The organism is Curtobacterium sp. AC268, from assembly GCF_979258745.1.
The window spans coordinates 1,763,868-1,783,799 of record NZ_OZ409878.1 but is presented as its reverse complement, the minus strand read 5'-3'; the positions used below and the strand labels follow the sequence as shown (position 1 = coordinate 1,783,799).

At 72.1% G+C, this 19,932-nt stretch carries 19 protein-coding genes; 11 read left to right on the top strand and 8 right to left on the bottom strand.

All coding sequences use genetic code 11. The annotated features are described in order from the left end of the window. The first annotated feature begins 65 nt into the window (after nucleotides 1–65). The 6 genes from ACZZ9K_RS08395 to ACZZ9K_RS08370 all read left to right on the top strand — a co-directional run bounded on the left by ACZZ9K_RS08395 (nucleotide 66) and on the right by ACZZ9K_RS08370 (nucleotide 6,292). Nucleotides 66–1,817 carry an adenosylhomocysteinase gene (locus ACZZ9K_RS08395; RefSeq protein ID WP_463443818.1) on the top strand — a complete coding sequence of 584 codons (1,752 nt, stop codon included), beginning with the start codon at nucleotides 66–68 and terminating at the stop codon, nucleotides 1,815–1,817. Next, on the top strand, nucleotides 1,814–3,217 hold the full coding sequence (locus tag ACZZ9K_RS08390) for an amidohydrolase family protein (RefSeq protein ID WP_463443817.1): 1,404 nt from the start codon (nucleotides 1,814–1,816) through the stop codon (nucleotides 3,215–3,217). Before ACZZ9K_RS08395 ends, ACZZ9K_RS08390 begins: the two co-directional genes overlap by 4 nt. After that, a complete protein-coding gene (locus tag ACZZ9K_RS08385) occupies nucleotides 3,214–3,732 on the top strand; it encodes a cupin domain-containing protein (RefSeq protein WP_247737982.1) in 519 nt (172 codons plus the stop codon). Before ACZZ9K_RS08390 ends, ACZZ9K_RS08385 begins: the two co-directional genes overlap by 4 nt. Nucleotides 3,733–3,814: 82 nt before the next feature. Next, nucleotides 3,815–4,636, top strand: coding sequence for an ABC transporter substrate-binding protein (locus ACZZ9K_RS08380; protein WP_111058089.1), 822 nt, complete (start codon nucleotides 3,815–3,817; stop codon nucleotides 4,634–4,636). 4 nt (nucleotides 4,637–4,640) lie between these two features. Beyond that, nucleotides 4,641–5,519 (top strand): amino acid ABC transporter permease, encoded by an 879-nt coding sequence (locus ACZZ9K_RS08375; RefSeq protein WP_110862374.1) that lies wholly within the window; start codon nucleotides 4,641–4,643, stop codon nucleotides 5,517–5,519. Next, nucleotides 5,516–6,292 carry an amino acid ABC transporter ATP-binding protein gene (locus ACZZ9K_RS08370; RefSeq protein ID WP_463443816.1) on the top strand — a complete coding sequence of 259 codons (777 nt, stop codon included), beginning with the start codon at nucleotides 5,516–5,518 and terminating at the stop codon, nucleotides 6,290–6,292. Before ACZZ9K_RS08375 ends, ACZZ9K_RS08370 begins: the two co-directional genes overlap by 4 nt. Here the strand turns inward: ACZZ9K_RS08370 and ACZZ9K_RS08365 are convergent. Next, nucleotides 6,289–7,254 (bottom strand): NAD(P)H-quinone oxidoreductase, encoded by a 966-nt coding sequence (locus ACZZ9K_RS08365; protein ID WP_463443815.1) that lies wholly within the window; start codon nucleotides 7,252–7,254, stop codon nucleotides 6,289–6,291. The two genes, ACZZ9K_RS08370 and ACZZ9K_RS08365, sit on opposite strands and share 4 nt — an antisense overlap. A gap of 149 nt (nucleotides 7,255–7,403) precedes the next feature. Here ACZZ9K_RS08365 and ACZZ9K_RS08360 point away from each other — a divergent pair, with 149 nt between their 5' ends. Next, entirely contained in the window at nucleotides 7,404–7,856 is a 453-nt protein-coding gene (locus ACZZ9K_RS08360) for a hypothetical protein (protein ID WP_027466569.1), read from the top strand. 96 nt (nucleotides 7,857–7,952) lie between these two features. Here the strand turns inward: ACZZ9K_RS08360 and ACZZ9K_RS08355 are convergent, their stop codons facing one another. From ACZZ9K_RS08355 to ACZZ9K_RS08340, 4 genes are all read right to left on the bottom strand, one after another. Further along, nucleotides 7,953–8,831 carry an aldo/keto reductase gene (locus ACZZ9K_RS08355; RefSeq protein WP_071244093.1) on the bottom strand — a complete coding sequence of 293 codons (879 nt, stop codon included), beginning with the start codon at nucleotides 8,829–8,831 and terminating at the stop codon, nucleotides 7,953–7,955. Between the two features lie 77 nt (nucleotides 8,832–8,908). Further along, nucleotides 8,909–10,156 carry an FAD-dependent oxidoreductase gene (locus ACZZ9K_RS08350; protein ID WP_463443814.1) on the bottom strand — a complete coding sequence of 416 codons (1,248 nt, stop codon included), beginning with the start codon at nucleotides 10,154–10,156 and terminating at the stop codon, nucleotides 8,909–8,911. A 145-nt stretch (nucleotides 10,157–10,301) separates the two neighbouring features. Beyond that, nucleotides 10,302–10,769: a DUF6264 family protein gene (locus tag ACZZ9K_RS08345; RefSeq protein ID WP_111058095.1), complete on the bottom strand. Its 468-nt coding sequence runs from the start codon at nucleotides 10,767–10,769 to the stop codon at nucleotides 10,302–10,304. Nucleotides 10,770–10,779: 10 nt separating this feature from the next. Continuing rightward, on the bottom strand, nucleotides 10,780–11,652 hold the full coding sequence (locus ACZZ9K_RS08340) for an HpcH/HpaI aldolase/citrate lyase family protein (protein WP_027466565.1): 873 nt from the start codon (nucleotides 11,650–11,652) through the stop codon (nucleotides 10,780–10,782). Between the two features lie 163 nt (nucleotides 11,653–11,815). On the opposite strand from ACZZ9K_RS08340, the gene ACZZ9K_RS08335 reads away from it, so the two are divergent. Together ACZZ9K_RS08335 and ACZZ9K_RS08330 are read left to right on the top strand one after the other, a co-directional pair. Beyond that, entirely contained in the window at nucleotides 11,816–15,643 is a 3,828-nt protein-coding gene (locus ACZZ9K_RS08335) for an AAA family ATPase (RefSeq protein WP_138801922.1), read from the top strand. Nucleotides 15,644–15,954: 311 nt separating this feature from the next. Continuing rightward, nucleotides 15,955–16,539 carry a CDP-alcohol phosphatidyltransferase family protein gene (locus ACZZ9K_RS08330; protein WP_463443813.1) on the top strand — a complete coding sequence of 195 codons (585 nt, stop codon included), beginning with the start codon at nucleotides 15,955–15,957 and terminating at the stop codon, nucleotides 16,537–16,539. 99 nt (nucleotides 16,540–16,638) lie between these two features. Here ACZZ9K_RS08330 and mscL read toward each other — a convergent pair whose 3' ends face one another. The 3 genes from mscL to ACZZ9K_RS08315 all read right to left on the bottom strand — a co-directional run bounded on the left by mscL (nucleotide 16,639) and on the right by ACZZ9K_RS08315 (nucleotide 18,087). Next, on the bottom strand, nucleotides 16,639–17,133 hold the full coding sequence (gene mscL, locus ACZZ9K_RS08325) for a large conductance mechanosensitive channel protein MscL (RefSeq protein WP_027466563.1): 495 nt from the start codon (nucleotides 17,131–17,133) through the stop codon (nucleotides 16,639–16,641). A 77-nt stretch (nucleotides 17,134–17,210) separates the two neighbouring features. Beyond that, the gene (locus ACZZ9K_RS08320) at nucleotides 17,211–17,501 is read right to left on the bottom strand and encodes an FmdB family zinc ribbon protein (RefSeq protein WP_027466562.1); all 291 of its coding nucleotides are present in this window, start codon (nucleotides 17,499–17,501) and stop codon (nucleotides 17,211–17,213) included. A gap of 1 nt (nucleotide 17,502) precedes the next feature. Next, nucleotides 17,503–18,087 carry a 5-formyltetrahydrofolate cyclo-ligase gene (locus ACZZ9K_RS08315; protein ID WP_071244110.1) on the bottom strand — a complete coding sequence of 195 codons (585 nt, stop codon included), beginning with the start codon at nucleotides 18,085–18,087 and terminating at the stop codon, nucleotides 17,503–17,505. A gap of 115 nt (nucleotides 18,088–18,202) precedes the next feature. Here ACZZ9K_RS08315 and galU point away from each other — a divergent pair, with 115 nt between their 5' ends. Next, on the top strand, nucleotides 18,203–19,093 hold the full coding sequence (gene galU / locus ACZZ9K_RS08310; RefSeq protein WP_027466560.1) for a UTP--glucose-1-phosphate uridylyltransferase GalU: 891 nt from the start codon (nucleotides 18,203–18,205) through the stop codon (nucleotides 19,091–19,093). A gap of 88 nt (nucleotides 19,094–19,181) precedes the next feature. Further along, on the top strand, nucleotides 19,182–19,841 hold the full coding sequence (locus tag ACZZ9K_RS08305) for a GNAT family N-acetyltransferase (RefSeq protein WP_138801921.1): 660 nt from the start codon (nucleotides 19,182–19,184) through the stop codon (nucleotides 19,839–19,841). The last annotated feature ends 91 nt before the right edge of the window (nucleotides 19,842–19,932 follow it).

Below are 19,932 nucleotides of genomic sequence, written 5' to 3'. Positions count from 1 at the left end.
GGAGCGCCCCCGGGCATTCCCGGAGCGCCGCCGGACCCGCGCCCCGCTCGCCCTACGATTGGCACATGCCGCCAGCACCCGACCCCGCGACGCTGGTCTGGGCCTCGGCGGCCGTTCGGCGCTTCGCCGCGGCGACCAACCTGCTCGTCGCCGCCCGCCGGTTCCGCATCGTCGGCGGCGACCCCCGGGATGCCGCAACACTGCGGCACCTGCTGACCGCACTCGGCGCGCGCGAGGCCGAGCAGCCGTCCGACCTCGTCGACCAGCTCTGGTGCCTCGGCGCGCCCGAGGAATCGACCCCCGCGGTCGAGCAGGCCGCCGACCGCCCGCGCGGCACCACCCTGGTCGTCATCGACGCCGGCCGTTACCTGCCCGCCGTCGACGAGGACGCCTTCGGCCCCGTCGCACCCGCCCGCCCCGGCGTGCTCGCCGTCCCGATGCTGTCCGACGACGTCTTCCTGGTGTCCACCGGCCGCGACCCCGAGGACGACCCCGCTGCGGACGCCCGCCTGCGCTGGGCACGACGGTCGATGCCGGTCGCCCGCTCGGTCGCCGCGGAACTCCGCGACGGCGGGCTCCTGCGCGGCACACGCATCGGTGTCGCGATGTTCCTCGAGCCCAAGACCGCGGTGCTGAGCCTGCTGCTCCGTGACGCCGGTGCCGAGGTCGTCGTCTACGCCCACGCCGACGAGACCGACGACGCCGTCGCCGACGCACTGCGGTCCGCCGGTCTGACGGTGTTCGCGAGCAGCACGGCGACGCTCCCCGAGCAGAAGCAGCTGGCCCTCGCGATGCTCGACACCGCGCCGCACATCCTGCTCGACGACGGCTCGCACGTCATCCGGCTCGCCCACCAGGAACGCCCCGACCTGCTGCCGACGATGCTCGGAGCCGCCGAGGAGACCACGAGCGGCCTGCGACCCCTTCGTGTCCTTGCGGCGCGCGGCGAGCTCGGCATCCCCGTGATCGCGGTGAACGACGCCCGCGCCAAGACGTTCTTCGACAACCGGTACGGCACCGGGCAGTCGACGGTGTTCGCGGTGCTCGACCTGGTCGACGGGCTCGCGTCCGGCACACACCGGGTGATGCCGGGAGGCGCGGCGGTCGTCGCCGGGTTCGGGCACGTCGGCAAGGGGGTCGCCCTGGTGCTCACCGCCCTCGGGTTCCGGGTGACGGTCGCCGAGACCGACCCGGTCCGCGCCCTGCAGGCGCGGTTCGCCGGGTACGCCGTGGCCCCGCTCGTCGAGGCGGTGCGCGCCGCCGACCTCGTGATGAGCGCCACCGGGGTGCCGGACACCATCGACCTCGAGGTGCTCCGTGCCTGCGCGGACGGCGCGGTCCTCGCCGTCGCCGGTGGGGTCGACCAGGAGATCGCCATCGACGACGCGCTCGCCGCCGGGGCCCGGCGCCAGGACGCGGGGCCGAAGGCCGAGCGGTTGGTGTTCCCCGGGGCCGACGGCGGGCCGATCGTGCTCGACGACGGCGGCTGCATCAACATCACCGCGGCCGAGGGCAACCCGGTCGAGATCATGGACCTGTCGTTCGCCGTGCAGCTCGGCGCCGTCCGGATGCTCCTGGAACGCGGCGACGAGCTGGAGCGTGCCGTCGTGCCGATCGACCCCGCGGTCGACGACGTGACCGCCCGCGCGGCGCTCGCCGCCTTCGGGAGCCGACCTCTGCCTCTCCCCACCGGCACGGCCGGGCTGCCGCTGGCGCGTCAGCCCGGAACCGGCGGCGTGGGCCCAGGGCTCCCCGCTGAGCACCCGGCGGATCGCGAGCCGGACGTCCGGACCCGCCGTTTCGGAGACCCGGCATGAGCGCCCGTCCACACCCGGTCACCGTGCACTCGGCGCGCGTCGTCGTCCCGATGACGGCGCCGCCGATCGCCGACGGCGCGGTGGCCGTGCAGGACGGCCGCATCCTGCACGTCGGCGACCGGTCGTGGGTCATCGACCAGCTCACCGGGTCCGGCGCGACCTTCACCGAGCGGCAGTGGCGTGGCGCGCTCCTGCCCGGACTCGTGAACGCGCACTCGCACCTCCAGTACACCGGCATGTCCGGTGTCGGCCGACGCCAGTACGACGGGTTCGAGGACTGGGCCGCGGCGTTCAACGTCGACTACGCCGAACCGCACGACTGGCGGGCCGAAGCCGCGGACGGTGCACGGGCGTCGATCCTGGCCGGAGTCACGAGCATCGCCGACATCGTCACCGACATCGAGGCCTCCACTGCCCTGCAGGACGCCGGCCTCGGCGGCATCGCGTACTGGGAGGTGATGGACTGGGAGAACGACGCCTGGCAGTCGCACGGTCGCGACCAGGTGCTCGACGAACTCGACCGGATCCCCACGACACCCGGTGCCGGCCTGTCACCGCACGCGCCGTACTCGCTCGAGGTCGCTCCGCTGCTCGAGCTCCCCGACATCGTGCGGCAGCGCGGCCTGCGGCTGCACCTGCACCTCGGTGAGGCGGCGTTCGAGGGGGAGCGCACCGCCCTCGGTCCGGTCCCCGGGCTCGACGGGGTCGACGGCGTCGGCCACGGGAACGACTGGCACCTGGCAAACGTGCCGTCGTTCCGGGCGCTGCGAGCCCTGGGCTTCGGTGCCAGCGCGACCGCGTTCGTCGACCGCCTCGGCGTGCTCGGGCCGGACTGCCACATCGCCCACGGCGTGTACATGACCGCCGCCGACCGGGCGCTCCTGCGCGCCCGTGGCACGGCGGTGGCGCTGTGCCCCCGCTCCAACGCCGTCATCGGCCTCGACCCGCCGCCCGTCGCCGACTACCTGCGCGAGGGCAGCCCGATCGCCATCGGCACCGACTCCCTGTCGTCGTCGCCGTCCCTCGACCTGATGGCCGACGTCACCGCGCTGCACCGCATCGCCCGCGCCCAGGGCTACGGGCACCGTGACCTGCACGAGCGACTGCTCGCAGCGGCGACCCTCGGTGGTGCGCACGCGATGGGGCTGGCCGTCGGACCGGACCGCATCGGGCACCTCGCCGTCGGGGCGCGCGCCGACCTGGCGGTGTTCGACGTCGACGCCCGCACGGTGCCGGACGCGCTCGCCGAGCTCGTCGAGGACGGCGCCGGGCGGGCGGCCGCCACCGTGATCCGCGGGGTCGTCCGCGCCGCGGCGGGCGTCGTCACCGAGCCGGCTTCCCCGGCAGCACCGTCCACGGCGGTCGCTCCGCCGCCAGTCCCTTCCCAGGAGGAACGATGACCGAGTCCGCACCCCACCCCGGCATGGCCGCACGCCGAACCGTCACCGGTGAGCTGATCGAGTGGCTCGACGTACCGAAGCGCGCGATCGCCCTCGGCATGGAACCGCACCCCGAGGGTGGCTGGTACGTGCGTACCTGGACCTCGCCGGCGACGGTCACCACCCCCGCCGGGGAGCGTCCCGCCGCCACCCTGATCCACTTCCTGCTGCCCCCGGGCGAGGCCTCCGCCTGGCACCGGGTCACGAGCGACGAGATCTGGATGTGGCACGGGCCGGACACCGTCGACCTGCAGCTCGGCGGCGACGGCGACGTCCCCGAGCCCGGCGCGACGATCACCCTCGGCCCGGACGCCGGACGCGACCGCGTGAACGACGCGCAGGCGTTCGTTCGCGGCGGCGTGTGGCAGCGGACGATCCCGGGCGACGGCGAGGTGCTGCTGAGCTGCCTGGTGTCGCCGGGGTTCTCGTTCGACGACTTCACGATGGCCGACGACGGGGACGCTGCCGCCGAGTAGCACCGCGACACCGTTTCGCGTTGGTATCCCACTGCGAAGTACACTTCGACCTGCCCCCACCCCCTCGCACGAAGGCCCGACCGTGACCCGTCACCTCCGCTTCACCCTCGCCGTCGCCACCGCCGCGGTCGCCGCCCTCGCCCTGTCGGCCTGCTCCGCCGGGGGCAGCAGCAACGCCGACGGCACCGTGACCGACGGCAAGCTCACGATCGCCACCGGCGACCCGGCGTACTCGCCCTGGATCGAGGACAACAAGCCCGAGTCCGGCAAGGGCTTCGAGTCCGCCGTGGCGTACGCCGTCGCGAAGGAGATGGGCTACGGCAAGTCCGACGTCGTCTGGAAGCGCAGCACCTTCGACAGCGCCATCGCCCCGGGCCCGAAGGACTGGGACCTCAACGTCCAGCAGTTCTCGATCGACGCGAAGCGCAAGAAGGCCGTCGACATGTCGAGCGCCTACTACACGACGACGCAGGCGGTCGTGACGACGTCCGGGTCGAAGGCCGCCGGCGACACCACGATCGCCGCGCTCAAGCAGGACGCCATCGGCGTCGCGACCGGTTCGACGAGCATCGCGAGCGTCAAGGACGTCCTCGGGGTCACGCCGCAGGTGTTCAACTCCAACGACGACGCCGTGCTCGCGCTCAAGTCCGGGCAGATCGACGCGATCGTCACCGACCTGCCGACGGCGTTCTACATGGCCTCGGCGCAGCTCGACGACGGCACCGTGTCGGCCCAGTTCCCGTCCGACGGCAAGGGCGACGAGTTCGGCTTCGTCCTGCCGAAGGACTCGGAGCTCACGAGCAAGGTCGACAAGGCCCTGAAGACCCTCGACGACGACGGCACCCTGCAGGACCTGCAGACCAAGTGGCTCTCGTCGGAGACCGGTACGCCGGTCCTGAAGTAACCGGATGACCCTGCCAGCAGGGGCCGGCACCCCGGTCGCCGCACCCGCGCCGAGCCAGGTCGAGCTCGAGCGTCGGCTCTACCGTCGCCAGCGTGGCCGTCGCTCCGTCGTGGTGTCGGTCGTCTCCACCCTGGTCGTGCTCGCCGTCGTGTACTTCGGCGTCGTGAACACCCCCGGGTGGGCGGCGGTGCAGCAGTCGTTCTTCGACCCGGAGACCGCGGTCGACACGTTCCCGGACATCCTGCTGGGCCTCTGGTTGAACGTCCGGATCCTGTTCTTCAGCGCCATCGGCGTCGCCGTCTTCGGCACGCTGCTCGCGGTCGTCCGCGGCCTGCGCAACCCGGTGTTCTTCCCGCTGCGGATGCTCGCGACCGGCTACACGGACCTGTTCCGCGGCCTGCCGCTCATCATCGTGCTCTACCTGGTCGGCTACGGCATCCCCGGGCTCGGGGTGTTCCCGCGGCTCCCCGCCGAGGTCTGGGGCACGATCGCGATCACCCTGACCTACTCGTCCTACATCGCCGAGGTGCTCCGCGCCGGCATGGAGGCCGTGCACCCCTCCCAGCGCCTGGCCGCCCGATCGCTCGGACTCTCGCACGCCAAGACCCTGCGGCTCGTGGTGCTGCCCCAGGCGATCCGCAAGGTCACGCCAGCGCTGATGAACGACTTCGTGTCGATGCAGAAGGACGTCGGCCTGGTGTCGATCCTCGGGGCCGTCGACGCGGTCCGCTCCGCCCAGATCGCGCAGGCCGAGACCTACAACTTCACGCCGTACTTCGTCGCCGGGCTGCTGTTCGTCGTGATCAGCCTGCCGCTGATCCGCGTCACGGACGCGATCGCGCGTCGCCAGCAGCGGCGCGAGCAGATCGGAGGGACCGTATGAGCGAGGCCGGCCTGGAGGCCCGTGGTGCGTCCGGTACGGACGGCGCGGTCCTCGAACTGCGCGGGTTGCGCAAGGCCTTCGGTGAGCACGAGGTCCTGCGCGGGATCGACCTGACGGTCCGCCGCCACCAGGTCATCTGCGTCATCGGGGCCTCGGGCTCCGGCAAGTCGACGTTGCTCAAGACGGTCAACCTGCTCGAGGGCATCGACGACGGCGAGATCCTGCTGCAGGGCACGGACATCGCCGACCCGCGCATCGCCGTCGACGCCGTGCGGGCGCGCATCGGCGTGGTGTTCCAGCAGTTCAACCTGTTCCCGCACATGAGCGTGCTCGACAACGTCACGCTCGCCTCCCGCCAGGTGCACGGCATCGGACGGGCCCAGGCCGAGGACACCGCGCGCCGCCTGCTCGACCGGATCGGGCTCGCCTCGTTCGCCGATGCGTACCCCGACCGCCTGTCCGGCGGGCAGCAGCAGCGCGTCGCCATCGTCCGGGCGATCGCGTCGGACCCGGAACTCCTGCTGCTCGACGAGGTCACGAGCGCCCTCGACCCGCAGCTCGTCGGTGAGGTGCTCGACCTGGTCACCGAGCTGAAGCGACAGGGTTCGACGATCCTGATGACGACGCACGAGATGCACTTCGCGCGGAACGTCGCCGACCGGATCGTGTTCCTGCACCGCGGCGAGGTCGTCGAGCAGGGTTCCCCCGCCGACGTCCTCGACCACCCGCAGCACCCGGCGCTCGTCGAGTTCCTCGCCCGCGTGCACGCCTAGGGCGTCAGCAGCACCTTGCCGATGACCTCGCCGTCGCGCACGCGGCGGTGGGCTTCCTCGACCTCGGCCATGGGCAGCACCGAGTCGATGACCGGGCGCACCCGGCCGTCGGCGACCAGCGGCCAGACGTTGTAGCGGACCGCCTCGACGATGGCGGCCTTCTCGGCGAGCGGCCGTGCGCGCAGGGTCGTGCCGCTGATCGTCGCGCGCTTCCGCATGAGCACCCCGAAGTCGAGCTCGGCGGTGCGGCCGCTGCCCGAGGCGATGACCGCGACGTGCCCGTTCGGGGCGAGGGCCTGCAGGTTCCGCTCCAGGTAGGACGGCCCGACGACGTCCAGCACGACGTCGACGCCGACACCGTCGGTGAACGCCATGACGCGTTCCACGAAGTCCTCCGTGCGGTGGTCGATGGCCAGGTCGGCGCCGAGGTCACGGGACGCGGCGACCTTGCGGTCGCCGCCGCTCGTCGCGATCACCGTCGCACCGAGGGCCTTCGCCCACAGCACCGCGTGCGACCCCATGCCGCCCGTACCCCCGTGCACCAGGAGCGTCTGCCCGGGGCGGAGTCCGGCGAGCATGCCGATGTTGGAATAGACCGTGCACGCGGCTTCGGGCAGTCCGGCCGCCTCGACCAGGTCGACGCCCTCGGGGACCGGCAGCACCTGGGTGACCGGCGCGACCACGAGTGCCGCGTACCCGCCGCCGGAGAGCAACGCGCACACGCGGTCGCCCACCGCCGCGGTCGTGACGCCCGCGCCGACGGCCCGCACCGTGCCGGAGACCTCGAGCCCGAGGATCTCCGACGCCCCGGGCGGCGGCGGGTAGTTCCCGGCGCGCTGCTGCAGGTCGGCGTTGTTGACGCCGGCCGCGGCGACCTCGATCAGGACCTCGTCCGTGCCGGGTTCGGGGTCGGGCAGGTCGGTGACGGACATGGAAGTGTCGTCGAACGTGATGGCTCGCATGCCCTCGACGGTACGCGCCACCCGCCTCCGGCTGGCTGCCGGTCGCCCACAACCACCGCCGGTGTCCCTGTGGAGGTTCCCTGTACGCTCGACGACGGATCTGCACCTCATCCGGGGGAGTGCGGACAGATCGAGGGGGACTCTCCACCATGCCCAAGAAGCTCATCGCGCTGGCCACCGCCGGCCTCGCACTCACGCTGCTCGCCGGTTGCTCGGGCGGCGACTCGGGCTCGTCCAGCGCACCGTCGGCCTCGAAGACCGCCGCCGCAGCACCCGCCCAGACCAAGGGGGAAGCCTGCTCCCTGCTCGAGAACGAACTCGCGTCGTTCCTCAAGGAGCAGGGTTCCAGCTCTGCCCCGGCCGACCCGAAGGCCCGTGCGGCGCTCGTCGACGAGTTCGTCCAGCGCATCGACTCGGCGCTGACGAAGGTCTCGAACGACCAGGTCCACGACACGTTCGAGGACTTCTCCGGCGCGGCGAAGGGCTACAGCTCCGCCATCCGCTCCGGTGCGGCCGAGGACTCCGCCGAGGTCAAGAAGGCCCAGACCGAGGTGCAGACCACCCTCGACCAGGTCTCGGCGGTCTGCCCCGCCAAGAGCTGAGCGGGCGCACGCCCAGCCACACACAGCACGACGCCCCGCCGCTCCTCGACCAGGAGCGGCGGGGCGTCGTGCTTCCCCCGTCGGGGGGAACGGGCGTCAGACGGCCGCGGGCTGCGAGGCGTCGAGGCGTGCGACGTCCTCCGGCCGCAGCCGCACGGTCGGCGCCGTGATCGAGTTCAGGATGGACTGCGGCCGCGACGCACCGGGGATCGGCACGACGACGTCGCTCTTCTGCAGCTCCCACGCCAGGGCGATGACCTGCGGGGTGACCCCGCGGTCGCGGGCGATGTACGCGAAGTCCTCGAACGCGGTCCCGAGGTCCGCCGCGCTCCCGATGCCACCGAGGGGGCTCCACGGCAGGAACGCGATGCCGAGCTCGTCGCACAGTTCGAGCTCCGGCTCACTCGACCGGAACTTCGGTGAGTACTGGTTCTGCACCGACGCCAGGCGTCCGCCGAGCACCTCGTTCGCGGTGCGGATCTGGTCCGGGTCGGCGTTCGAGATGCCCGCCATCCGGATGACGCCCTCGTCGAGCAGCTCGGCGAGCGCCCCGATCGAGTCGGCGTACGGCACCGCCGGGTCGGGCCGGTGGAACTGGTACAGGCCGATCTGCTCGACGCCGAGCCGCTTCGCCGAGGCCTTCGCGGCTTCCTTCAGGTACTCCGGGTGCCCGTTCTGCGCCCAGTTGCCGGCCTCGGGGCGCAGGTGTCCGCCCTTCGTCGCGATGAGCACGTCCGAGGTGTCGTCGTGGAACTCCCGGACGGCCCGCGCGATGAGCTCCTCGTTGTGCCCCACCTCGTCGTGGCCGCCCAGGTGGTAGGCGTCGGCGGTGTCGATGAGCGTGACACCGTTCTCGAGCGCTGCGTGGATCGTGGCGATGGACTGACGCTCGTCCGGCCGGCCCTCGATCGACATGGGCATCCCGCCCAGACCGATGGCACTGACGGACACGTCTCCGATGACTCGTTGCTTCATCGGCCCAGCATGCGCCCGGCCCCGATGCCGACGCCCAGTTCCCGCACGACGAGGCGCCCGCACCGACGAGCTCCCGGTCACCGACGAGCCCACGCCGGCGCGTGTTCCGGCAGCGGACCGAACGCGATGCCGCGGGCGTAGAGGCCCCGGACCGGCGGGACCCAGCGCGCGAGCAGCACCGGGAGCAGCGGCGGACCGTCCTGCAGGTGCCCGGCGAAGGCCCGTTCGAACACGACCCGGTGCAGCACGGCCTGCGCGGCCTGCACCAGGGCTGCGGGCGGGGTCCGACGACGCTGGACGGCTGCGAGCGTCCGGTCGAGGCCGCCACCACGGAGCCCCCGTCGGAGCGCCGGCACCAGGATCGTCGCGGTCGCCACCGCGTCCTGCACCGCGAGGTTGATGCCGACCCCGCCGGCGGGCGACATCGCGTGCGCGGCGTCCCCGATGCAGAGCAGCCCCGGGCGCCACCACCGGCGCAGGCGGTCCATCCGGACGTCGAGCACGTGCACCTCGTCCATCGAGGCGATCGCGTCGACCCGGTCCGCGAAGTCCGGTCGGAGCCGCGCCACCCGGGCACGGAAGGCCGCCACCCCTGCGGCGCGCAGGGCCGCGTCCGAGCCCTTCGGCGCGAAGTACGCGACCTGGTGGTAGTCCGGCCGCGGGAAGCTCAGCAGCACGTCCCGGTCCGAGAACGCGGGGGTGAGGGCGCTCGCCGCGTCCCCGGGGCGCCGGGGCAACCGGAACCACCAGGTGTCGAACGGCACCCGGAACGCCCGTGGCACGAGCCCGGCGGCGCGGCGCAGCGCCGAGTTCCGCCCGTCGCAGGCGATCACGACGTCGGCACGGAGTTCCTCGGGTTCGCCGGTGCCGTCCCTCGGCCGCAGGTGGACCCCGGTCACGACCCCGTTCTCCTCGATGAGTCCGGTCGCCGCGAGGCCCATCGCGATGCGGAACGACGGTTCACGACGGGCGGCGGTCACGAGCAGGTCGAGCAGGTCCCACTGCGGCACCATCGCCACGTGGTCGTACGGAGGGGCGAGACGCGAGAAGTCACCGAGCAGCAGCCGGGAGCCGTCCGGCATCGGCAGCGAGAAGTCGTCGAGGCGTGACTGCGGCAACGCCCGGAACGGTGCACCGAGTCCGAGTTCGTCGAGCAGCCGGATGGTCGAGGCGTGCACCGTGTCGCCCCGGAAGTCCCGGTTGAAGTCGTCGTGCCGCTCGAGCACGCGCACGTCGACGCCGGCGCGGGCGAGCAGCAGCCCGAGGACGACCCCTGCCGGGCCGCCACCGACCACCGCGACCGTCGTCCGCGACACCGTCACCATGCCCGGGACGCTACCCCGGTCCGGACCGGAGGCGCGTGGCAGCCCCGACCCGCGGCCTCCAGGCCGGAACGCACACGCGTTCGCAGGCCCGACACGCGGCGGACGACCGGGGTCCGGCCGGAAGGGTGGTGTCGGTGCGCGCCGGTCAGGCGCTGGCGGACACCGACGACGATCCGGACCCGCTGTCGACGGCGTTCACGAAGACGACCCCGCCCCAGGCGATGACGACGATCGCGAGCACGAAGCCGATCGCCGCGATCCACCACGACGGCTTCCGTCGGATCCACGCGCCGATCGACAGCACGATCGTGGCGACCCCGATGACGAAGGCGCCACCGACCGCGATGGCCGCGCCACCGAAGTACCCACCGGGTGTGCACCCGGCCGAGGCGTCGCACTCTGCCGTGGCCGAGGCGATCGCGACGATGCCGACGACCGCCGTGATCGCGGTCATGACGGCACCGAACACCAGGAGCAGCACCGTCGAGATCCGGTCGGCGAGCTTCGCCGGCGGGAACAGCGTGGTGCCACCGCGCTCCCACGCCGCGCGCTGCGCGTCCGTGGGGCCGGAGGAGGACTGCGGCGGAGGGCCGGGGACGTTGGACCAGGTCATGCGTGCAGTCCTACCGCGCCTCGACCCCGAACGCCTGTGCGAGCCGCTGGATCTTCTGCGCCCGACCGAGCCGCGGCAGGTCGGAACCGTCGCGGATGACCCGGCCGCGGGCCTCGAAGTCGTCGAGGAAGTCCTGCGCCCAGGCGACGTCCGTCGGCGTGGGGGAGATGACCTCGTTGATGACGGGGAGCTGCTCGGTGTCCAGGCACAGCTTGCCGGTGAGGCCGAGCGACACGGCCACCTGCGACTGCTCGCGGAGGATCGGGTGCGACGACCCGACCGTGGGGCCGTCGATCGGACCCGGCAGGTCGCCGACGCGCGAGGCGACGACCAGCTTCGACCGCGGGTACGCCATCGCGAGCGTGTCGGCGCTGGTCCCGGTGTCGCGTCGGTAGTCGCCGGAACCGAAGGCCAGACGGAACGCGCCCTGCGCCTTGGCGATCGACACCGACTCCTCGATGCCCAGGGCCGACTCGACGAGGGCGATCACCGGCGTCTGGCCGCCGAGCCGGTGCCAGGTGTCGGTGACCTGGGCGGGGGACTCGGTCTTGGCGAGCATGACGCCCTGCAGCCCGGGCAGGCCGCGGAGCTCCTCGACGTCATCCGCCCAGAAGTCCGTCGTGACGTCGTTGATGCGCACCCAGGCCTCGCCGCCGCCGGCGAGCCAGGCGGCGACGCCCTGCCGGGCCGAGGGCTTCGCGGCGGGGTCGACGGCGTCCTCGATGTCCAGGATGATCTGGTCGGCGCGGGAGCGCTGGGACTTGTCGAACCGGTCGGTGGCGGTGCCGGACACCAGCAGCCACGACCGTGAGATCTCGGCGGGGACCGATCGACGCCGGTTCGGCGTGGGGGCGGACGGAGTGGTGCGGTCGTCGATGGCCATGCCCCGTTGGTACCACACCGGACGGGGCCGCCGTCGGATCGGACGCGCCGCAGGGCGGGTCCGACGCCGGTCAGGTCCTTGCGGAAACCCCGAAACCTCGGTTCATTGCCAGAGAGGCCGTCCGGTTCCGCCTACAGTGTCGGATGTGTGGCGAGCGGACAGGGTGACCGACGGTGAGGACGACGTGAACGACGACGTCCCCGTCGAGGGTGCCCGCGCGCGCCCCGACGACGATCGAGACGAGCAGCAGGACGTGGACCAGGAACGGACCGACGACGAGCCGGACCGCATGCTCCGCCCGGAGCTGCAGATGACGAGCCCGCAGGCGATCAGCCTCGGCGACCCGCGGTTGCAGGCCGGCAACGCGGCGGAACCGACGTGGGACGGCTGGCGGACCCAGCTGACCGGCGTCGGCGGCACGAGCCCGCTCACGCACTTCAGTGACCACCCGCGCGCCCGCATCGAGCTCTCGACCACCCACCCGGGCGGTCTCGCGCAGTTCATCACCGGCAAGACGACCCTGCTGTCCAGCCTGATCCGCGACGAGGTGGCGCTCCGTGCCGCCCGCGTGGCCGCCGGACACGTCGAGGCGAAGGGCACCGAGCTCGCCACCGTGCGCGGCATCGACGCCGTGAAGCTCGGCATCGGCATGGCCGACTGGAAGCACGGCGACGAGCAGTTCCGCGGCCCGGTGCTCCTGCGCCCCCTGGCGATCCGCCGGCACGGACGCGACTTCGAGGTGCGCCTGCTCGGCGAACCGGTGCTCAACCCGGGCCTCGCCGACGCGCTGCACGAGCAGTTCGGGGTCATCCTCGACGCGCAGTCTTTCGTGGCCCTCGCGCAGCAGGACGGCTCCTTCACCCCGAACCCCGTCATCGACCGCCTGCGGGGCCTGACCGCGCACATCCCCGGCTTCTCGGTGCACGCCCGACTCGTGGTGTCCACCTTCGCCGAGGTCGCGACCGGCATGGTCGAGGACACCGGCGACCTGTCGCACCCCGTGCTCGACGCCCTCGCCGGCAACCCGAGCGCGAAGTGGCAGGTCGAGCAGTCCTACCACCCGGTCGAGCAGACCCCGTCGGACGAGCGCAGCCCGGAGACCGACACGCTCCTGCTCGACGCCGACGACGAGCAGGAGAACGTGATCGCGCAGATCACGGCCGGCAACTCCATCGTCGTGAAGACCCTTCCCGGCACCGGTGGCACCCAGACCATCGTGAACGCCCTGGGCGGCCTGGTCGCCGCGAACAAGCGCGTGCTCGTCGTGAGCCCGCGCCGCGCGACCCTGCGGGGCATCGCCGCCCGCTTCGGTGAGGTCCAGCTGCCCGGGGTCGCGGTCACGCCGTCGACCCTGCGCCGCGACGTCGTCCGTGCCATCGCCCGGAACGAGAAGGCCGCGCGTCCGAACCTCCGCGAGGTCGACGACGCACTGGTCCGTCTGCGCAAGGTGCTGAAGGACTACCGCGGGTCGCTCACCCGCAAGGACCCCGACTTCGGCGTCTCGGTGCTCGACTGCCTGGTGGAGCTGTCGCGCCTGTCGCTGCTGCCCGTCGCCCCCTCGACCACCGCGCGCCTGTCGAAGCAGTCCGTCGCCTCGATGGTCGACGGCCGGTCGCGCGTCGCCGAGACGATGGTCAGCGCCGCGAACCTCGGTGAGTTCCGCTACGGCCCCGACGACTCGCCCTGGTACGGCGCGAAGTTCGGTTCGAGCGACGGTGCCCAGCGTGCGCACCGCATCGCGAAGGACCTCGACGCCGACGGCCTGCCGACCCTGCTCCGCCGCGCCCACGACCTGGTGAGCTCGACGCACATGCGCCAGTTCACGACGATCAACGAGCTCGGCATCTACCTGCGCCTGCTCACCGAGATCCGTGACACGCTCGACCGCTTCCTGCCGGTGGTCTTCGACCGCTCGGTGTCCGAGCTCGTGGCCGCCACGGCCCCCCGCGGCGAGGGCGCCCCGATGTCGTCGACGAACCGTCGTCGGCTCAAGAAGCTCGCCCGCGAGTACGTCCGTCCGGGCGTGCACGTGTCCGACCTGCACGAGGCCCTGACCCGCGTCCAGCAGCAGCGGGTGCTCTGGCAGCGCTACGTCGCCGCCGGCGTGAACCCCGAGGTGCCCACGGGCATCGCCGACGTCCAGGTGCTGTTCTCGAACGTCGCCGAGGACCTCGCGCGCCTCGACGAGCCGCTGGGCCGCACCGAGCGCGACCGCCAGCTCGCGAACACCCCGGTCGACCAGCTCGTCCCGACCATCGCCGAGCTCGCCGCCGAGTCCGACGTCCTGCACAACCTGCAGGAGCGCACCGAGCTCATGCAGACCCTGCGCGACCTGCAGCTCGAGCCGCTCATCACCGACCTGGCGAACCGGCACGTGCCGGACGTGCAGGTGCCGGCCGAGCTCGAACTCGCCTGGTGGCAGTCCGCCCTCGAGACCATGCTCGAGTCCGACCGGGCCCTGCTCGGCGCGAACACCGACATGCTCGACCGGGTCGAGGCCGACTTCCGCCTTGTGGACGACGCCCACGCGGCCGGGGTCTCCCAGGGCCTGGCGTGGCAGCTCGCCGAGAACTGGAAGGTCGGTCTCGTCGACTGGCCCGAAGAAGCGACGGCGCTCAAGACCCAGCTCCGCGACGGCGCGATCACCTCGCGCCTGCTGCAGGACTCCGCACCGCACCTGTCCCGGTCGATCGCACCCGTCTGGCTCGCCAGCCCGTACGAGGTGCCGCAGATCGCCGACACGATGCCCTTCGACACCGTGATCCTGGTCGACGCCGGCGCCGTGACGATCGCCGAGACCGTCGGTGCCGTCCGTCGTGCCCGGCAGACCGTCGTGTTCGGTGACCCCGTCACCCAGACGCCGTCGCCGTTCCGCATCGCGGTCGACCCCGAGCACCGGGCGCTGCAGGTCGACGAGGGCACGCTCGACGCGTTCCACGCCGACTCCGCCCTGGCGAAGCTGTCCACCCTGCTGCCGACCCTGTCGCTGTCGCGGTCGTACCGCGCCGGCGGCGAGGACCTCGCCGAGCTCGTGAACCGTCGGTTCTACGGCGGCAAGATCGAGTCCCTGCCGTGGGCCGGCTCGTTCCTCGGCCACGGGTCGATCGCGCTCGACTACGTCAGCGACGGCAAGGCCGTCCCGGACCCCGAGTCCGGTGCCGTCGAGAGCGTCGACGCCGAGGTGGACCGCGTGGTCCGGCTCGTCATCGACCACGCCCGCACCCGCCCGACCGAGTCGCTCATGGTCATCACCGCGTCGGCGAAGCACGCCGTGCGCGTCGAGCAGGCCGTACTGACCGCCGCCCAGGGCCACAAGGACCTGACCGAGTTCGTCATCGGCGACCGTGCCGAGCCGTTCATCGTGGCGACGCTCGAGCAGTCGGTGGCGCAGAGCCGCGACCGCGTCGTGTTCTCCATCGGCTACGGCCGCACCCCGCACGGCCGTGTGCTGCGTGACTTCGGTCCGCTCGGCAAGCCCGGCGGCGAGCGGCTGCTGGCGGTCGCCATGACCCGCGCGCGTCGCTCGATGGTCATCGTCACCTGCTTCCAGCCGTCGGACATCGAGGCCGAGCGCATGGGCCACGGCACCGTCGCCCTCGCCGAGATCCTGGCCGAGGTGCGTGCCCGCACCACCGCCGAGTACGTGCCGGACGACTCCGACCCGCTGCTCGTCGACCTGGCCCGGCGCCTCGAGATGCGTGGCATCCCGGTCGCGCTCGGACACCGCGGCAAGCTCGGCCTCGTCGCCGCGCACGGCGGCGTGTGCGTCACGATCGAGACCGATGCGTCGCTGGTCAAGGGATCGCTGCGCGAGTCCCTGCGCCTGCGTCCCGAGGTGCTCCGCCGACTCGGCTGGCACTACGTGCGCGTGCACGCGTTCCAGCTGTTCTCCGACCCGGACCGCGTCGCCGACACCGTCGCCGCCGTGCTCGGGGTCGACCGAGGCGCCACGCAGGAGATCTCCATCCCACCGATCCCCGCACGCCGATGAGCCGCCGGGCCTCGCGGCCCGCCGGTCCGGTGACGCCGGAGACGCCGGAGACGGACCAGCTGGTGGGCACGTGGACCCGGGCCGACGACGCGTCGTCAGCCGCGCCTCCCGGTCCGACAGCGTCGTCCGGACGCGAGACGGCGGACCAGCCGGGAGGCCCGGCGCGGCGCCGCAGACGCGTCACCACCCAGCCGGTGGCGGGCTACGACCCCGCGCCGCCGCCGGAACCGGCGCGGCACCGCGACGGTGAGAACGACGACCAGCTCCGACGCGACGTCCCCCCGCACTGGTAACCGGTAGCCTGGCCCGTGATGACTGACACCGCGCGACAGCGCCCCGACTGGCAGACCTGGCCGAACCTGATCACGCTGTTCCGCCTCGTGCTGATCCCGGTGTTCATCGGCCTCGTCGTCGCCGGCCACCCGGGGTGGGCGCTCGTCGCCCTCGTCGTGATCGGCGTGAGCGACTGGGCGGACGGCTTCATCGCCCGCAAGTTCGACCAGGGGTCCAGGCTCGGCAAGGCGATCGACCCCGTCGCCGACCGCCTGGCCATCATCGCGATCGTGCTGTCCCTGGTGCTCGTCGGCCTGCTGCCCTGGTGGGTGGTGGCGGTCGTGGTGCTCGTCGACCTGGTGCTCGTCGTCCTGTCGAGCGTGCTGTTCCACGGCAACCCGGACCTCGACGTCACGTGGACGGGCAAGATCCGCTCGGCCCTGCTGTTCGTCGGGCTGCCGGTGCTGCTGTTCTCCGCGGTGCACACCGTCGACGAGAACGCACCGTGGGTCCGGGTCGTGGCCCTGGTGTTCGTGTACCTCGGCACAGCGGGCCACGTGCTCGCCGGCGCCCAGTACGCCGTCGCGATGTTCGCGAAGCGCCGCGCGGTCCCCGCCGCCTGACGCGCCCGCCCTCTCCGCAAAACACCGGTGTTCGCGCTGCGCACCGCGGTTTGCGGGTGTGCAGCGCGCGAACACCGGTGTCTTGCGACGGCTCCGGGGCTAGAGCTTCGTCGAGCCGCCGATGCCGGGCCCCTCGGGAGCGTTCGACGGGGCGATGTGCGCGCCCGCGCTCGTGGCACCGCCGGTCTGCGGGCGGAGCAGGTCGCGGATCTCGAGCAGCACCTCGACGTCGGTCGGGGGCACGTCCTGCGGGGTCTGCTCCTCGTCGTTCTTGACGCGCTCGAACGCCGCCTTCTTCAGGTGGTTGACCGGCACGACGAGCGCGAAGTACACGACCGCGGCGACGATGACGAAGTTCAGGACGGCGCCGATGATCGCGCCGAACTTCAGTTCTGCGTCACCGCCGGAGAACGTGGGGATCGCCACGACCAGCGCCTTGTCGAGGCTCGAGGCGTTGAACACCGCGCCGATGAGCGGGTTGATCAGGGCGCTGACGATCGTGCTGACGATCGCGGTGAACGCCGCACCGATGACGACTGCGACGGCCAGGTCGATGACGTTGCCGCGGAGCAGGAACTCCTTGAAGCCCTTCATGCGAGGGTCTCCTTCCGGGTCGAGGACGGCCGCCGGGTGGCGACGCGCCCCAACCTATCCGGAGAGCGCAGACCGCGTCAGGACGCGGCGGGCTTCGAGCCGCTGGGCTTCGACTCGGCCTTCTTCGCCGGCTCGGACTTCTTCGGCTCGGACTTCGCGGGGGTGCTCGACGAACCCTCGGACTTCGGGGCCGGACGCGAGTCCGTGCGGTAGAAACCGCCACCGTTGAAGGTCACGCCGACGGGGGAGAACACCTTCCGCAGGACGCCACCGCAGACCGGGCACTCCGTCAGGGTGGCGTCGGAGAAGGACTGCTTGATGTCGAACGCGTTGTCGCACTCGGTGCAACGGTACGAGTAGGTGGGCACGTCAGCTCCGGAACGTGATGATGCGCGACGGCGTGATGATGCCGTCAACGGGTTCGTCGTGGGGTTCGCGCGGGACCTCGTCGAGGTACTCCGCGTCGAAGATCACAGCATAGACGGGCGGGCGGTTCGCCATGGACCCGAGGGTCTTGTCGTAGTAGCCGCGGCCCCAGCCCATGCGGACGCCGTCGTGCCCGACCGCCGCCGCCGGGGCGAGGATCGCGTCGACGTCGTTGATCGCGAGCGGGGACAGGACCTCGCCGACCACCTCGGGCAGGCCGAGCAGGCTCTCGGTCTCGCTCTCGCCGTCGCCGACGGCCCAGTCGAGCAGCCCGTCCTCGCGGGTGACCGGCAGCAGCACGCGGATGCCCTGCCCGAACGCCCAGTTCAGGAACGGGCGGACGTTCGGCTCGTCCGGTGCGGACAGGTACAGGGCGAGGGACGTCACCTGGCGTTCCTCGACGAAGCGCTGCAGGGTCGCGGTCAGGGTCTGGGTGTCCGCGTCGCGTTCGGTCGTGGTCCGGGTGCGCCGCCGCTGCCGGAGTTCGGCTCGCAGGGCGCGCTTCTCGTTCCCGAGATCGGCGATCATGGGCAGGAGTCTACCGAGGGGGTGCGGTTGCGGCTTCCCGCCGGGAACCCGCTGGGTCCCGTGTCCCCCGGAGCGACGACATGCCCTCGAAAGGGGGATCGGATACGGTCTGACCATGGGCTTCCAGATTTCGAAGGCGGTGATCCCGGCCGCAGGGCTGGGTACCCGCTTCCTCCCCGCGACCAAGGCGATGCCGAAGGAGATGCTCCCCGTCGTCGACAAGCCGGCCATCCAGTACGTGGTGGAAGAGGCTGTCGGTGCCGGGCTGACCGACGTGCTGATGATCACCGGGCGCAACAAGAACGCGCTCGAGAACCACTTCGACCACGTGTCGGAGCTCGAGGAGACCCTCCGCAAGAAGGGCGACCACGAGAAGCTGCAGAAGGTGAACCAGTCGACGGACCTCGCCGACATGCACTACGTGCGGCAGGGCGACCCGCTCGGCCTCGGCCACGCCGTGCTCCGCGCGAAGATGCACGTCGGCCGCGAGCCGTTCGCCGTGCTCCTCGGAGACGACATCATCGACGCCCGTGACCCGCTGCTCCAGCGCATGATCGAGGTCCAGGGCGAGAAGAACGCCACCATCGTGGCCCTGCTCGAGGTCCCCGAGTCGCAGACCCACCTGTACGGCATCGCCACGGTCGAGCCGACCGACACCGACGACGTGGTGAAGATCACCGGGCTCGTCGAGAAGCCCCCGCAGGGCGAGGCGCCCTCGAACCTGGCCATCATCGGCCGCTACGTCATCCGTCCCGAGGTCTTCGACGTCCTCGAGAAGCAGGAGCCGGGCAAGGGCGGCGAGATCCAGCTGACCGATGCGCTCATGAAGATGGCGAGCGCCGAAGAGTGGACCGGCGGCGTGTACGGCGTCGTGTTCCGTGGACGCCGGTACGACACCGGTGACAAACTCGACTACATCAAGGCGATCGTGCAGCTCGCCTCGGACCGCGATGACCTCGGCCCCGACCTCAAGTCGTGGCTGAAGGAGTTCAACGCGGGCGAATAGTCGGCCATCCCGCTCGGGTCCGTGACATGACGGACCCGAGCGGGACACCCCGTCCCGCACAGCGGCGGGACCCCGGAGGAACCCAGCGATGACGACGATCCCGACCCTGTCCCACGGGCGGGTCACCATCCGGCCCCTCCGGCTCCGCGACACCCGCGACCTCGACGCGGCACTCGCGACGAACCGCTCGTGGCTCCGCACCTGGGAGGCCACGAACCCCTCCGGACACGTCTCCACCGACGTCCGGGGCAGCATCCGCGCGCTCCAGGCCAACGCCCGCGCGGGGCTCGGACTCCCGTTCGCGATGGAGCTCGACGGTCGCTTCGTCGGTCAGCTCAACGTCTCCGGCATCTCCTACGGCTCGCTCGCGAGTGCCTCCATCGGCTACTGGGTCGTGGAGGACGCCGCCGGCCACAACGTGACGCCGATCTCGGTCGCCCTCGCCGTCGACCACTGCTTCCGGTCGCTCGGCGTGCACCGGATCGAGATCTGCATCCGGCCGGAGAACGCCCCGAGCCTGCGCGTCGTCGAGAAGCTCGGCTTCCGGTACGAGGGACTCCGTCGCCGCTACATCCACATCAACGGGGACTGGCGCGACCACTTCTGCTTCGCGCTGGTGGCGGAAGAGGTCCGCGGCGGCGTCCTCGAGCGCTGGGTCCAGGGGCAGGTGCCTCCCGGTGCGGGGACCGTTCCGCTTGCCGCACGCGACGAGGCTGCCATGCCGCTGGACACGACGCCCCGCATCTGACGGGCCGCCTGTCACGGGCCTGGAGGCGCGGCTCGCCCCCGCAGATTCGCCCCCGACACGCGCAACACGCGTCCGGCAATGACGCGGCGCG

Bases quoted from the DNA above. Each gene is read 5' to 3' on its own strand.
- ACZZ9K_RS08395 (WP_463443818.1), top strand. From the start codon at position 66: ATGCCGCCAGCACCCGACCCCGCGACGCTGGTCTGGGCCTCGGCGGCC.
- ACZZ9K_RS08390 (WP_463443817.1), top strand. From the start codon at position 1,814: ATGAGCGCCCGTCCACACCCGGTCACCGTGCACTCGGCGCGCGTCGTC.
- ACZZ9K_RS08385 (WP_247737982.1), top strand. From the start codon at position 3,214: ATGACCGAGTCCGCACCCCACCCCGGCATGGCCGCACGCCGAACCGTC.
- ACZZ9K_RS08375 (WP_110862374.1), top strand. From the start codon at position 4,641: ATGACCCTGCCAGCAGGGGCCGGCACCCCGGTCGCCGCACCCGCGCCG.
- ACZZ9K_RS08370 (WP_463443816.1), top strand. From the start codon at position 5,516: ATGAGCGAGGCCGGCCTGGAGGCCCGTGGTGCGTCCGGTACGGACGGC.
- ACZZ9K_RS08365 (WP_463443815.1), bottom strand. From the start codon at position 7,254: ATGCGAGCCATCACGTTCGACGACACTTCCATGTCCGTCACCGACCTG.
- ACZZ9K_RS08360 (WP_027466569.1), top strand. From the start codon at position 7,404: ATGCCCAAGAAGCTCATCGCGCTGGCCACCGCCGGCCTCGCACTCACG.
- ACZZ9K_RS08355 (WP_071244093.1), bottom strand. From the start codon at position 8,831: ATGAAGCAACGAGTCATCGGAGACGTGTCCGTCAGTGCCATCGGTCTG.
- ACZZ9K_RS08350 (WP_463443814.1), bottom strand. From the start codon at position 10,156: ATGGTGACGGTGTCGCGGACGACGGTCGCGGTGGTCGGTGGCGGCCCG.
- ACZZ9K_RS08345 (WP_111058095.1), bottom strand. From the start codon at position 10,769: ATGACCTGGTCCAACGTCCCCGGCCCTCCGCCGCAGTCCTCCTCCGGC.
- ACZZ9K_RS08340 (WP_027466565.1), bottom strand. From the start codon at position 11,652: ATGGCCATCGACGACCGCACCACTCCGTCCGCCCCCACGCCGAACCGG.
- ACZZ9K_RS08330 (WP_463443813.1), top strand. From the start codon at position 15,955: ATGACTGACACCGCGCGACAGCGCCCCGACTGGCAGACCTGGCCGAAC.
- mscL (WP_027466563.1), bottom strand. From the start codon at position 17,133: ATGAAGGGCTTCAAGGAGTTCCTGCTCCGCGGCAACGTCATCGACCTG.
- ACZZ9K_RS08315 (WP_071244110.1), bottom strand. From the start codon at position 18,087: ATGATCGCCGATCTCGGGAACGAGAAGCGCGCCCTGCGAGCCGAACTC.
- galU (WP_027466560.1), top strand. From the start codon at position 18,203: ATGGGCTTCCAGATTTCGAAGGCGGTGATCCCGGCCGCAGGGCTGGGT.
- ACZZ9K_RS08305 (WP_138801921.1), top strand. From the start codon at position 19,182: ATGACGACGATCCCGACCCTGTCCCACGGGCGGGTCACCATCCGGCCC.